A 13,706-nucleotide genomic window follows, 5' to 3' on the forward strand; every position below is an offset into this window, starting at 1 on the left:
GTTTATCGAATCAATTGCAAAAAATTCTATATTTACTCTACATACTTTCTGAACCAATTAATGAAACTGTCCGCTTTTATTTCACGTGTCCCATCATCATGCCAGAGCGTGATAATCTGTCCGCAAATCCCAGCATCAGTAGGGGCAAGGTCCAAGCAAAGATGATCGCCTGATCCATTGTAAGTAAAGGGGATCCAAGAGGGATTCCACCATTCCGGACGAATACCACTTTGCGCACACGACTCAGCTCCATCAAAATCGCCACCATCAAGTAAACCTTTCCAGACACGCCACTCTTGTAAAATGCGTGAAGTGGATAAGAATTCGCATTTATCAAATAATCCATGGCTCATACCACGCTGACCATTGTGGATTTTCATGAAGGCAACAAAATCGGCTGGCAAGATCACGCCCAGAGCCTGCTCTAGGGCGACGATTTCTTCATCTGTGGCCGGAGGTGCAAGATCTGCTAATACCTCAGGATCGCTGTCTTGCAAAATGTCTTCCAATTTTTCCCATAGTTGCTTCATTGTTTCTATTCCTTTCAATCCATATGATTATTAACGGCATATTCGACGGAAAATTGAATTATTTTTCGTACGTATGACTTTCAGCTAATGAGTTAATCACAACCCACTGTCAAACAGTGTCAACCATTTTAAGCGTTTTTTCGACAATACTCAGGAGGCCCGTCTATCACTCCAAGATTTAATGTCGGTTGGTTTTTCTCACCCTCTCTAGCTGCTATATGAAATAACGATGTCGCGGTGTAATCACAACGCGCGTTATCAAAATATGGCGTGCCTCGAAAAAAGACCGCCCTTTTCTTTTTTATTCTGCGTTTAATGAGCATAGAGAGTGATGGTCAGTCTCAATTAACGTTACCGGACAAGGCAAGTGCCTGTTTATGGCCGATGCACGCTGTCCTCAAATATCGCCAGGTTTTCCTTCGCTTCCGCGTACTGATAAGACGTCAGTTCAATCTGATTTCCGTCAGGATCGCAAAAATAAACGGACATCGACACCTGATGATCGCTGACTGTATAAGGTATGGATTGCGCGACCAGGATGCGTAATAACTGACAGAAACACGTGGCATCCAGGCTAAATGCCACGGTGTTACCCGGCGGCTGATGGGTTCTTAAAAACAGCGATATTACGGCAGCATTATTTTTCAGCACCAGTGGACCGCCCTGCGTAAACCAAAACAGCAACGATTCATCGCGTGAAAAACCCAGCACCCGTTTATACCAGTGTTCTGCTTTCTTCAGGTCATGCACATAAATATGGACGTGGTCGATCTTGAGTAAGTTCACTTTCACCTCTTTGGTCAGGCGTAAAGAGAACCAGCATTAAACAGATTATGCCGTGATGCAAAAGCACGCGCACATAATAGCCTGCTATTTAACATAAATCAGAATTGCAAAAAAAAACGAGGCGAATTAATCAGAGCCGGTCAGAATGCATTCAGGTATATTGCAGAGGCAACAGGCTCATAATATTGACGGGATAAACCGTTTCGGTTGTTTCACTGAGTGCTTTGACGGTCCACCAGCGCGAACTGGCAATGACTGATTTCTCATTTTCACTCCAGCCCAGTGTGTTAATTTCGTTCCCTGCGGCAGTAACAATAAAGAACCGCTCATGTGCCTGCACGATCTCGCCCGAAGGCAGCGTCATGGCAAAGCATCGCTCACCGACAGACGGACCCACATCGGCCCGGTGAATGCCGGTTTCTTCATACAGTTCCCTGACCGCCGCCTGCTCAAAAGATTCGCCCTGCTCTACGCCGCCGCCGGGCGTTGCCCAGTATGCGCTGCCCGCCAGCGCATCCTGCGAATGCACAAAACGAAACAGCAACACCTCATGGGAAGCATTCAGGATCAGTAACCGGGCCGAGCGGCGCGTGCGCATAGTCTCTTCCTTTTATTGGGGGCGTGCTCACGGATAAAGGTTTCTCAACGGGGCCGCAAAAAATCCTGCCAGCGGCGCGTCAGATAGTTATGTTCATCCATCACGGCGTTCCAGACGGCAATGTGGCTCATCCGTTGCTCGTAACTTCCGCCATCGCGCACTTCCCCCTGGGGAATCAGCGGTGCGCCCCAGGCATCCAGCAGCACTTCGCGTGCGGGTTGACCACCGTACCAGAAATCCCATTCCGCTGCCGACAGATGCGTCCGGCTGCGTTCCGCGTTAGAAATGTAATAACCCTGCCGCGCCATGACCGCACCGGGCCAGCCAGACTGCCACCAGTTAAGGTAGTCGTAGGCCGCCTCTTTGATTTTGCCGGTCGCACAGCGTGAAAGCGACATGCCGCCGTACCACGCACGGTAGCCTTCACGTGGTCGCGCCATTTTATAGCCGCGCTGATGGAAATGATGACGAAAATAGATGGGTGCCCAGAGACTTTGTACTTCAACCTGCTGATTGGCAATCAGATCGCATGCCTCATCCTGCGATGCCCAGAAGGCCGCAAAATGGCCGTTACGGTGAAGACGCGCCAGCTGCTGTGTTAACAGGTCGATCTCATCAAGCGTCAGATTACCGATATTCGCAAAGCGTGCCAGCCCGGCCCCCTGCATGGCCAGCGCCGCATCAATACCGCCCATGGCCGCATCTTCCTGTAGCGCCACCTGCCCCGTCAGCGAAGGATGTACCAGCCAGCCCCAGCTCTCTTCCTGCTGTTGCAGCACCGCAGGCAGCCGGTCGGCATGATAGGCAAAACTGTCCACGTTATGGGTAAGCGGCAACATGCTGATATGGTCACTCGCGTGGCTGCCTAAATGCATATCGCGCTGAACATACAGTCGCTCCGAAGGTACACTGCCATCGGCTAACGGCAGATCGGGACCTAGCCTGCCGGTTTTGGCCAGCGGCGTAATCTCGTCCCAGTATGTCAGTCGCTTGATTTCCAGCGGCTGGATTGCCCGGGCAGGCCAGACAAAATCGATATTGTGAAACCACTGATCGTAAAGGTCATAACTTTCCGGATGCATGACCGCAATGCGCTGGGCATCTTCCACGCTGTGCAGCAGATACTCGATGCGAATCCCCAGATCGCTTTCCGCACGGACACGCAACATTTCAAGCAGCGTGACCGAGGTGCCCAGTACGCGCAATGTCAGTTGATCGTTAACTTTCGCCGCAGCGTTCATTGTTTTACTTATCCTTTACCGCCTGCTGAAAACGGTTGAATCCCTGTTTCAGTCGCTCGGGATCCAGTCCGCGCAGAATAAACACCAGTTTTGAGGTATCGACATCGCCGGGCCAGTCATTAAGGTGAACGGGCGGATGTAACGTATGCTGTACGCCATGAATCACCACGGGTGAGCTGCTGCCGCTGAAACGTAAGATGCCTTTCATTCTCAATACAGACTGACCATGGCTATGTAACAGCATTGACAACCAGATAGCAAACGCGGGCCAGTTCAGGGCGTTCTCTAAGGTGATCACGCAGGTTTGCGTAAGCGGATGCGGATTCTCGTCATGGGGTGCAAGACGATAACCGGACGCACCGGCTGCGCCAAGCCAGCGAAACCGCTGTTGCCCGCTGCCTTTTGCCAGGCGCAGGCCAAATAAGGGGTCCGGATCGGCCAGCGCCTGCACGGTGTTACTCAGTTCCGCCATAGGGTTCAGCCCGGCAATCCAGGCCTCAAGCGCCACGCGTTCGGTCTGTCCGATACGGTCGCATTTGCTGAGCAACAGCTTATCCGCCGCGCTGACCTGGGCTATCCATTCCGGTTGATGCATCGACTGCTGCCGGGCATGCTCGGCATCGACCAGCGTCACCAGCGTGCCCTGACTGAAGTGATGTTTAAGCTGGGGATCGTGCAGCAATGTTGACAGGATGGGCGCAGGATCGGCAAGGCCGGTGGTTTCCAGAATGACCTGGCTGAACGGCGGCAGCATGCCGCGCACGCGCCGTTCATAGAGATCCAGTAACGCCGTTTTCAGTTCGCCGCGAATCTGGCAACAGACGCAGCCGCTGGGCAGCAGCACCGTATCGGGCGCGACTTCATTCAGCAGATGATGGTCGATGCCCACCTCACCAAATTCATTAACCAGCAATGCAACGTCGTTCAGATCTTGCTGCGCCAGCCAGCCTTTCAGCAGCGTGGTTTTGCCGCTTCCCAGGAAACCGCTCAGGATATGCAGCGGCAGTTTTTGATCGTGCAGCATAGCCGCTCCTCTTGTATGCCTTACAGCGCCGCCAGCCAGGCTTCATCCAGTGGATCAAGCGGGCGTTTGGTGATCTTCTCGACCTCTTTCCACAACAGGTCCAGTGAATTCACCATCACCTGCTGACCGGTTGGGCTGGAGAGCACCCAACTGGCATGAAACTCAGTCAGCGTGAGCCGCCAGGGTTTAAGCGTTCGGTTGAGCAGCGCCAGCTGCTTTAACCGCAACTGGCGCTGGGGCAGATCGTTTTGTAGCGCATCGCTCCATTGCGGACCGCTGTCCAGTAAACCACAAACGCCGCACATATCGGCTTCTCCTCAGGGCATGACATCGCCGGAATTAGGGCCAAGCGTCTGGCCAACAAACAGGTTACCGCCGGGCTCACTTGCCAGCAGTAACGCTACCGGGGCGACCTCTTCCGCCCGGCCAAAACGTCCCAGCGGCAGTTCGGCTGCCTTGGCCGTTTTCCATGCCTGATTGATGCCATCGATAAGCGGCGTTTCAATCGGACCGGGCGCGATGGCGTTCACCAGCACATTATCTGCGGACACCTCCAGCCCCAGCGATCGGGTAAAGCCTAATACGCCGGCTTTGGCCGCCGCATAATGGCTGAGTTCGGCACCGCCTTTGATACCGAGCTGCGACGCGATGTTGATCACTCTGCCCCAGCGCTGCGCCAGCATGGACGGCAACGCCCGTTGCGTCGCCAGGAAGACACTGCGTAAATCCACAGCCATCATCTCTTCCCACATGGGCAGCGTGATATCGGTACAGCGCGCCTGGGTCAGCATTCCGGCGTTATTCACCAGAATATCGATTCCGTCGAACTGCGCCAGGCAGGCATCCACGCCCGCCGTGGCGCCTTCCACCTCGCCGACATCGGCCACAATGCCAAAACACGGCACGCCAGACTGGCGACAGTGATCAACCACAGTCTTGAGCTTTGTGCTGTCGCGGTCAGTGAGTATCAGATGGGCACCTTCGCGGGCGAACAGCATTGCGATGGCCGCCCCGATGCCGCTGGCCGCGCCGCTGATTACACAGCGTTTCATCCTGAGTTGCATGGGTTCTCCTTAATCCGGCCAGCGAACGGTGAGTCCACCGTCGACAATCAGACTCTGTCCGGTGAGGTAACTGCTCTCGTCGCTGGTGAGAAACGCGATGACCTTCGCCACTTCCTCGGCGCGTCCGACGCGGCCCAGCGGAATCGCCTTCGCCGCCTTCGCCAGCCCTTCCGGGCCAAGCGAATTATCCTTATCCAGCGACTGCGGCGTTTCAATCAGCCCGGGGATGATGGCATTACATCGCACCCCGCGCGGCGCGAGTTCGACGGCCAGCGAGCGGCAAATGCCGGGCACCGCCGCCTTCGCGGCGGCATAGTGCGCATGCGCCTGCCAGCCATATACACCGCCCGCAATCGACGACACCGCAACCAGGCTGGCCCCCGACTGAAGGTGGGCGGCAGCGGCACGGAACAGGCGCATCACGCCGGTCAGATCGACATTGAGCATCTCATCCCAGCGTGCGTCGCTCATCTCCTCAATCTCTGCCCGACGCAGAATGCCCGCATTGGCGACGACCGCGTCAAGCCGTCCAAAGTGCTGTACGCCTTGCGCAATAAACGCGTCCACCGAGTCGGTGGATCCGACGTTAAGCGGTAGCCAGAGCGCGTCACCGCCCGCCGCTTCAATCTGCGCGGCCGCGACGGCCGGATCGTGGGGATCCTGCGGATAATAGCCCGCAATCACCCGCACGCCTCTCTGGGCATACAGCGTTGCCAGCGCCAGTCCAATCCCACTTGCGGCTCCGCTGATCGCGGCAACCGGGGCTGTGTTTGCATTCTGCATAGGGTTTCCTTAGGCCTGAGGTTGAGTGGAGGCGGCGATGTGCGTATTCAGTTGCGTGACCGGCCGGGCGAACAGAATAATGATGCCCGAGACAAAGCACGGAACCGCACCAAACCACAGTGCCGCCTCCTGCCAGTGTCCACCCTGACTCAGCACTGAGGTGGTGCCGACACCGGCCACAATTGCGCCCACCGGCCCCATCGCCATAATTAATGCGCCCGCAGTAGCACGAATGGCGGTCGGGAAACTTTCACTGATAAAGAACAGTGCGGCCGCATACGGACCAATCAGGAAAAACAGACCGACGCTGTACAGGGCCACGATGATGGCAAAGTTGTCCGGGCAGAACAGCATCGCGGCAAAGGCGATACCGCCCAGCATCCAGCCGGCCGCAATGGTGTTGCGACGACCGATGCGGTCACCGAGCCAGCCGTGTGCCAGATAGCCGCAATAGCCCACCAGGTTAGACAGAATCAGGATCAATAAAGAGTTATTGAACGAGACCGCGTGGGTTTTGGTAATTACCGTGGTGCCCAGCACGCTGAAGATCTGAATGGCGAACCAGTTCAGCAAAATGGCAACACCCAGTACCACGGTTGAGCGCAACGCCGTGCCGCGAAATGCCGAGGCAAAACCTGACTTCGGCTGATCTTCATACGGAACCTGATAGTCGGCTGCGACCTGGCGTGCATCTTTTTCTTTACCCTGCTCCCGCAGCGTTTTGATTTTCTTCTGCACTTCAAACTGAGGCGTTTCTTTCAGCTTCAGCGCCAGTAGCGCGATCACCAGCGACGGAAAGGCTGCGAAGATAAAGCTGCCCTGCCAGCCGATAATCGGCAGCAGAATCGCGGTCAGCGCCGAGGCCACCAGCGCACCGACCGGCCATCCGCCCTGCACCAGGCTGTAGACAAATCCCTTCCGTTTGTTGAGTTTGGGATCGTCCAGCGCAGTATAGAGTTCTGATAAATAGGTGGCGTTAACCGTTTGCTCTGCATAACCCAGACCGGCAACGGAGCGAATGGCGGTCAATGCGCCCTTACCCCATAATCCCCCTATTGCGGTCAGCAGCGAACACAGGGCCGCGCCTCCCACGGTAATAACGATGCCCATGCGCCGTCCCAGGCGATCCACCAGCGGGCCAATGGCCAGAGCGATCACTGCCCCACCAAACGCGACCCAGGTAGCAATTTCAGACTGTTCGACTTCGCTCCAGCCAAAATGACCGCCGATCTCCGGCAGCAAAGTGCCGAAAAGGATGAAGTCATAGACGGCGAAGATCCAGGCGAAGAAGGCGATCCATGTAGCGAATTTGACATCCCTGGTGGTTAACTGCTGGGGCTGCCAGCCGTTAACGGATTTTTTTTTGTAGATGCTCATGTCGTGATCACTCTGCAAGAGGAAAAGGCTTAACGCGGTTGGCGCGCTAAGAAGTCGTCAGCAATTTCGTCGAAAGTGACGAAACGCACGCCCTGGTGACTCTGGATGTACTTAATCAGGCGCTCCAGCATCAGCAGCACCTGCGGACGGCCTGATACGTCGGGATGAATCGTCATGGTAAAGACGGCATAGTCGTTTTCGCGATATACCCAGTCGAACTGATCGCGCCAGATCTCCTCCAGATGGCGCGGATTGACAAAACCGTGGCTGTTCGGTGACTTCTTGATAAACATCATGGGTGGCAGATCATCCAGATACCAGTTAGCGGGGATCTCCACCAGGTCGGTCTCTTCGCCGCGCATCAGCGGCTTCATCCAGGTGTCCGGATGCTGGCTGTAGTCAATTTTGGTCCAGCTGTCGCCTACGCGAACGTAGTAAGGATGAAAGTCGTTGTGCATCAGGCTGTGATCGTATTTGATGCCTTTTTTCAGCAGCAGCTCATTGGTCACATTGCTGAATTCCCACCAGGGCGCGACGTAACCGGTTGGACGTTTACCTGCAAGCTGCGTCACCAGTTCAATACTGCGATCCAGCACCGCCTCTTCCTGCGCGGGCGTCATGGCAATCGGGTTTTCATGGCTGTAGCCATGCACGCCAATCTCGTGGCCGGCGTCAACCACCGCTTTCATCTGCGCCGGGAAGGTTTCGATTGAGTGGCCGGGAATAAACCAGGTGGTGCGCAGATTATGTTCAGCAAACATTTTCAGCAAACGCGGTGCGCCCACTTCTCCGGCGAACAGCCCGCGAGAGATATCGTCAGGGGAATCTTCCCCGCCGTAAGAGCCGAGCCAGCCGGCAACAGCATCCACATCCACACCAAATGCACATAAGATTTCTTTCGCCATCTTTTCTTCCTCTGGAGCGTTAAGCGCAGACCGAATCGTCTGCGGTAAAAAGACCTGCCAGTCGGCTGGCAGCGTGAAGGAGCCGGCGATCTTCGCCAGCCGGTAGAGAGAAAAGCAGACTGGTATGCAACCCACGGTCATCGGTACCGCTCGGCAGGGCGATGCCCGGCATATCCAGCAGGCTGCCCGGCATGGTCAGGCGCAGCGTGGCCACGTTGGTCTGGGCGAACAGCGCGCTGTCCTGCATCAGCGGACCGAGTTCCGGTGCGGTATGGGCCACCGTGGGGGTGATCAGTATTGCGCCCGCCAGCTCCGCCGCCAGGGCCTGTTGCCACTGCTGACGTTGGGTCAGAAAGGTATCGAGCACGGCCGGGTCTTGCTCGCTGGCGGCAAGCAGACGTTCGCGCACTCTGGCATCCATGCGTTCTGCGTCAGGTGAGGCTAATAAGAGGCGATGCAGCAACCAGGCTTCGCGCCCACCCGGCCAGCCTTTTTCAGCGATCCAGTCAAGCGCCTGCGTAAACGCGGTAAGCGGCTGGCGGTCAATGGCAAAGCCGGCCGCGTCGAGGCGATCCAGCATTCTCAGGCCGTTATCGCGAACGGCGGGCTGGCATGTCATGAGGAGCGCGTCGTCAACCCGGAAACGGGGTTCAGGAAAGGCGGTGGTACCCGGACCGCACAGGATGTCATCAAGAGCGATAGCATCCCGGACGCTGCGGCATAACGGGCCGAGGGTATCCAGCGAGCGGGCCAGCGGAAAAACGGCGTCCATGGCATAACGGCCACGGCTGGCGCGGTAGCCCGTAATGCCGCTGAATGCGGCCGGAATACGAATGGATCCGCCGGTATCGGTGCCAAACGCGATACAGGCCAGGCCTTCCGCGACTGCCCTGCCTGCCCCGCTGGACGATCCGCCCGGCGCGTGCAGGCTGCCCGCTGATGACCGGATAACCGGTGTACCAAACGCGGGATTCAGGCCGAGTCCGGAAAACGCAAATTCGCTGAGATTGGTTTTGCCGATCGTGACCATGCCCGCCGCCGCGCACCGGGCAACGACGGGTGCATCCTGTCGGGCGGGCGAAACGTGTTGCCGGGTGGACGAACCGGCGGTGGTCTGGCAGTCCTGAAGGTCGAACAGGTCTTTCCAGGCCACCGGAATTCCATCCAGTGGACTCAACGGCTGGCCCTGCCGCCAGCGCTGCATTGAGGCTTCGGCCTCTTCACGGGCGCGCGCCGGGGTGAGCGAAATAAACACCGAAGGTATATTTTCTGCGGCGGTCAGGCAGGCCTCAGTAAACGCCAGGGGTGAAAGGCGGTGCTGTGCATAAAGCGCACTGATTCCCAGCGCATCGATCTGACCCTGAATGTATAACTGACGGACGGTTTCTGGCTGCACACGCTTACCTTTAAATGTATATTGCAATTTAATGTACATTTGAAGATAGCAATAACGATGCCAGGAAAAGGACTGTTAAGTTACATATTTGTGATCTTATCGATCATAAAATAATTTAAATCAGCAATAACAAAAGGTTAAATTTGGGGTGGTGACGGACATTTGTGCAGGCGGAGTAAAATCCTGTCTTTGTATTAAATGTACTAATTTATTTATGATCCATTTTAGAGCGCTGTGCACTAACGCAGTGCTGTGCGTGGGCAGCCGTCGTTATTTCCTCAGATGTGATAATCTGGCGGGCAGGATGGGAGCGGAAAAAGACAATGCGAAACATAATGAATGGAGCAGACATGGATGACGCCGGTTCTGCGCGTTATGAAATCATCCGCCAGGTGCTGCTTAACGTGCTGCAGCAAAACGCTGTTCCTAAAGGCCTGGTGTTGCTGGAAGGTCCGTTAGCACAGCTGTTCGGCACCAGCCGCGTGCCGGTCAGGCGGGCGTTAAGTATGCTGCATGAAGAAGGCTGGATTGCCCGCTTTGAAGGCCGGGGCTTTATCGTGGCCCGTGACGACGAAGACGTCGAACCCGTGCGCATTGCCCTGACGCGCGAACTGTTGGGGCTGGCGCATCATGAGGAACTGGTCGACACCCGCAGTACGGGTGAAAAAGTGCTGGAGCACCTCCAGGGTGTGCTGTCGACCGCGATGATCTTTGGTTGCTATCAGGTGGATGAGCAGGACGCGGCACACTATTACACCACCAGCCGGGGCGTGATTCGTGAGAGCTTAATGCGCCTGCGTGATAAAGGCCTGGTGGAAAAAGAACCCTATTCCCAGTGGCTTACCGGTCCGTTAACGGCGCGCGAGCTGGGCGACCATTTTGAAATCCGGGCCAATCTTGAACCCGCAGCGCTGCGTAAAGCAGGCGAACGGCTGGACGTCGACTGGCTGAAATCGCGGCTGGATAACGCGAAAAAATCGCAGGGTAAGCAGTTAACGGCCAATGAACTGGAAACCCTGGAAGAAGATCTGCACATTCGCTGCCTGGAGCCTGCCGGTAACAAGCTGATGATGCAGATACTGCGACAACACCAGTCGCCCTTCATCGTCACGCGCATTTTCTATGACCTGCTGCGTATCCCTGTCGACAGTGCCATGCTGGATGAACACTGCCTGGTCTATGAATTTTTGCTGAAACGGAACTGGGAACTGGCGGCCGCCTGCATGAAGGATCATCTGGAGCGCGCGCAGGTTCGCACGTTGCAGCGGCTGAAAGTGTTATCTGTGCTGCCTGTTCCGGCCTTTCCGGATTTTATGGCACGGCGCTAATCGCTTATAAAGGTGACGCTGTCACGTAAAAAGCGACGTCTTCTCCTTCTGTCACGCTAGCCCGTCACCGGTTCCCTCTTCAGTGCTGAACGCGTCATGTCGGACATGGTGACTCAGCCTCTTTACCGACGCGCGTAAAACGCTTGAAAAACAGTCACCGGTGCGCTGACCGCCAGCGGCTGAAGCGGAAAACCGGTCGCCAGGCGGGAAGGATGAAACTCGCCCTGAATATGCTGATACAAGTGCGACGCACGTTCTGCTCTGAGGCTACCGTCCCAGCGCAAAAACTGTCCCCAGAGCGGCATATTACGGTAGCGGTCCGTGACCGGCATGGCCGAACGCAGGTACGCGGGCGGAAACAGCCGACGATAGCGGTGATGATGGTAGAGCCACGACAGCCCACGAAGGGTTTTTATCGCGGGCGTGAGGGTCACTATCTGCGCCAGTAAACCGCACAATTCGCGCTGACGCGCGGCGACCTCGCTGTCACACAGGGGCGAAACCGTTCCGTCAGTGCGGTCAAAATGAATGCGTGCGGACCGATCCGTTTCCAGACTGAATGAGAAACAGCCCGAACGACCCACCACATCGGGTGGGGCAACAGGCGGCCGGGATTGCCAGACAGCCAGCGTATACTCAGCATCTTTATCGGGGTTGTGCCGCAGGCCGCGAATATAGTCTGACCAGGCGGGAAGCTTACGATCGAACCGCCGCCCGCACCCCAGACGAATAAAAATGTTCGTGTAATCCATAATCGCGTTGGCCAGCGGCATGCCTGTGCCTGACGCCACCCAGGTAGCGAAACAGAGTTGTATCCTGAAGAATTCAGCGGTGAGCTTCATGCCTGGCGATCTTCTCCTGACGAGCATATGCGCATTTTATCATCCCTTACGGCGATGCGCCGCGGGCAAAGCGCGCCGTTCAACGCGTCTGCACCGCCGTCGCTTCAATCTCTAACAGGACACCATAATGCAGTCCGGAAACCGGCACCACAGCGCGGGCGGGTTTCCAGCTCCCCAGCCACTGCGCGTAAAGCGCATTAAAATCATCCCATAATGCGATGTCAGCCAGATAGACTCTGACCATCACCAGTTGCGATCGGGTAAGGTTCTCCTGGCGCAGGCAGGTATCCAGACTGGCAAAGACCTGCAGGACCTGATCGGCAAAGGGCGCGGCGCTGAGCATCTCCCCTGCGGGCGTGGCCGGTAACAGACCCGAAATAAACATCATTCCTGCCCCCAGACAATAGTGGGAGTAATGACCGGGATGCGGCTGATCATTGATATCACGCGCCTGCAATCGCTGAAGCATATTTTCTCCTTACATCATACCGGGTTGTTTCAGGGCGCTGCCATCGCGGAAACGACTGTAACGGAACGCCGTGGGGTCCACGATGGGATCATCACCGGTCACCAGATCGGCCGTCAGGCGGCCGGCACCGGGCCCGATGCCAAAGCCATGCCCACTGTAGCCCGCCGACAGAACCAGACCGGGAAGCTGTGGCACGGTGGAGATGACCGGTATATCGTCAGGCATACAGTCGATGACGCCGCCCCAGGCCTGCGTGACTCGCAGCCCGGCCAGCGCAGGATACTCACGGCCGATGGCCATCAGCCCCTTTTCCACCACGCCGTCCGACACCGTCGGGTCCAGAATGCGGATTTTTTCAAAGGGGGACGGGCGCTCCATTGACCAGCGCGCCAGCGACTCCGGTCCCTGTAAAAAGGAGGTCAGGCGGATTTTGGTTTCCAGATTGAGCCGACGTGCTTTGTATAACGGGAAGAACTGACGGGCATATTTCAGCCCCTGAATGCCGGGCTCAAGACGACCTGTGCCGGACAGTGCGATGGTATAACCGCCGTCCGATCGTGGCCGACAGGCAAACGCATCCGTATAGAAAGGCCGGGTAATCACCTGTTCGACGGGATAAGTACGAAACGCACTGCCGATGACATTACCCGCAGGTAAATCGATGCCGTGCCGGCGACAAAACAGCGATGTCCAGGCACCTGCGGCGCAGACCACGCGCGAGGTTTTAATCAGACCTCTTTCCGTGATCACCCCGCTCACCTGACCTGCCGAAATATCCAGCCCGCGCACCGCACAGCGCTGAAACAGAAAGGTGCCCTTTTTCACCGCCGCCTCCATCAGGCCTGGCGCGGCGAGTGCGGGATCGGCATAACCGTCATCGGGTGAATGCACGCCGCCTTTCCACGCTGTGCGGCTACCGGGCGTCATGGCTTTTGCCTCTGCGGCATTGAGAATCTGGCTACGAATGCCGTACTGCTTCGCCATTTTACCCCAGTTATCCCAGTTGCGGATGTCCTTTTCCGTGCACGTTGCATAGACCAGCCCGGTGGCGCGGAATCCTACGTCCATGCCGATTTCCTTGCTCAGTTCATGCCAGCGTTGCAGCGCATGCAGGATCAGCGGGATCTCCCGTTCATCCCGGTTAAGCTGGCGGCACCAGCCCCAGTTACGGCTTGACTGTTCAGCCCCGACCAGGCCCTTTTCGATCACCGCCACCCTATAGCCTTTTTGGGTGAGCGCCCAGCAGGTTGCCGCGCCGACAATGCCTGCCCCAATAATCACTACATCCACCGAGTCGGGAAAATGCGTACTGTCCTGAACCAGCCTGAGCGGTGCGGGCATAATATCTGCTCTCCAGCGAAAG

General features: G+C 56.6%; 15 protein-coding genes. 1 reads left to right on the plus strand and 14 read right to left on the minus strand.

Annotation, left to right across the window (positions count from 1 at the left end; genetic code table 11):
- Positions 1-32: 32 nt before the first annotated feature.
- From C7434_RS05965 to C7434_RS06015, 11 genes are all read right to left on the minus strand, one after another.
- Positions 33-530 (minus strand): SMI1/KNR4 family protein, encoded by a 498-nt coding sequence (locus C7434_RS05965; protein ID WP_033741681.1) that lies wholly within the window; start codon positions 528-530, stop codon positions 33-35.
- A gap of 375 nt (positions 531-905) precedes the next feature.
- Complete coding sequence (locus C7434_RS05970) at positions 906-1,316, minus strand: VOC family protein (protein WP_058701893.1); 411 nt, start codon at positions 1,314-1,316, stop codon at positions 906-908.
- A 151-nt stretch (positions 1,317-1,467) separates the two neighbouring features.
- Entirely contained in the window at positions 1,468-1,914 is a 447-nt protein-coding gene (locus tag C7434_RS05975) for an NUDIX domain-containing protein (protein ID WP_133745239.1), read from the minus strand.
- Positions 1,915-1,958: 44 nt separating this feature from the next.
- Positions 1,959-3,155, minus strand: a complete 1,197-nt coding sequence (locus C7434_RS05980; RefSeq protein WP_133745240.1) for a signal peptide prediction — start codon at positions 3,153-3,155, stop codon at positions 1,959-1,961.
- 4 nt (positions 3,156-3,159) lie between these two features.
- Positions 3,160-4,179, minus strand: coding sequence for a GTP-binding protein (locus tag C7434_RS05985; protein ID WP_033741685.1), 1,020 nt, complete (start codon positions 4,177-4,179; stop codon positions 3,160-3,162).
- Between the two features lie 20 nt (positions 4,180-4,199).
- The gene (locus tag C7434_RS05990; protein ID WP_006119159.1) at positions 4,200-4,484 is read right to left on the minus strand and encodes a hypothetical protein; all 285 of its coding nucleotides are present in this window, start codon (positions 4,482-4,484) and stop codon (positions 4,200-4,202) included.
- Positions 4,485-4,496: 12 nt separating this feature from the next.
- Positions 4,497-5,243 (minus strand): SDR family oxidoreductase, encoded by a 747-nt coding sequence (locus tag C7434_RS05995; RefSeq protein WP_033741687.1) that lies wholly within the window; start codon positions 5,241-5,243, stop codon positions 4,497-4,499.
- Between the two features lie 9 nt (positions 5,244-5,252).
- Positions 5,253-6,026, minus strand: a complete 774-nt coding sequence (locus C7434_RS06000) for an SDR family oxidoreductase (RefSeq protein WP_006119161.1) — start codon at positions 6,024-6,026, stop codon at positions 5,253-5,255.
- 9 nt (positions 6,027-6,035) lie between these two features.
- Entirely contained in the window at positions 6,036-7,403 is a 1,368-nt protein-coding gene (locus C7434_RS06005; RefSeq protein ID WP_033741689.1) for an MFS transporter, read from the minus strand.
- 29 nt (positions 7,404-7,432) lie between these two features.
- Complete coding sequence (locus C7434_RS06010; protein ID WP_033741691.1) at positions 7,433-8,308, minus strand: polysaccharide deacetylase; 876 nt, start codon at positions 8,306-8,308, stop codon at positions 7,433-7,435.
- Between the two features lie 19 nt (positions 8,309-8,327).
- Positions 8,328-9,704 carry an amidase family protein gene (locus C7434_RS06015; RefSeq protein WP_050505001.1) on the minus strand — a complete coding sequence of 459 codons (1,377 nt, stop codon included), beginning with the start codon at positions 9,702-9,704 and terminating at the stop codon, positions 8,328-8,330.
- A 284-nt stretch (positions 9,705-9,988) separates the two neighbouring features.
- Here C7434_RS06015 and C7434_RS06020 point away from each other — a divergent pair, with 284 nt between their 5' ends.
- A complete protein-coding gene (locus C7434_RS06020) occupies positions 9,989-11,032 on the plus strand; it encodes a GntR family transcriptional regulator (protein WP_033741693.1) in 1,044 nt (347 codons plus the stop codon).
- 122 nt (positions 11,033-11,154) lie between these two features.
- On the opposite strand, the gene C7434_RS06025 is transcribed toward C7434_RS06020, so the two are convergent.
- The 3 genes from C7434_RS06025 to C7434_RS06035 all read right to left on the minus strand — a co-directional run bounded on the left by C7434_RS06025 (position 11,155) and on the right by C7434_RS06035 (position 13,684).
- Positions 11,155-11,874, minus strand: coding sequence for a hypothetical protein (locus C7434_RS06025; RefSeq protein ID WP_033741694.1), 720 nt, complete (start codon positions 11,872-11,874; stop codon positions 11,155-11,157).
- A 79-nt stretch (positions 11,875-11,953) separates the two neighbouring features.
- On the minus strand, positions 11,954-12,343 hold the full coding sequence (locus C7434_RS06030) for a RidA family protein (RefSeq protein ID WP_006119165.1): 390 nt from the start codon (positions 12,341-12,343) through the stop codon (positions 11,954-11,956).
- A gap of 9 nt (positions 12,344-12,352) precedes the next feature.
- On the minus strand, positions 12,353-13,684 hold the full coding sequence (locus C7434_RS06035; RefSeq protein WP_033741696.1) for an FAD-binding oxidoreductase: 1,332 nt from the start codon (positions 13,682-13,684) through the stop codon (positions 12,353-12,355).
- Between the last annotated feature and the right edge of the window lie 22 nt (positions 13,685-13,706).

Origin of the sequence: Pantoea sp. PNA 14-12, from assembly GCF_004364735.1 — a bacterium.
GTDB classification, from domain to species: domain Bacteria; phylum Pseudomonadota; class Gammaproteobacteria; order Enterobacterales; family Enterobacteriaceae; genus Pantoea; species Pantoea stewartii.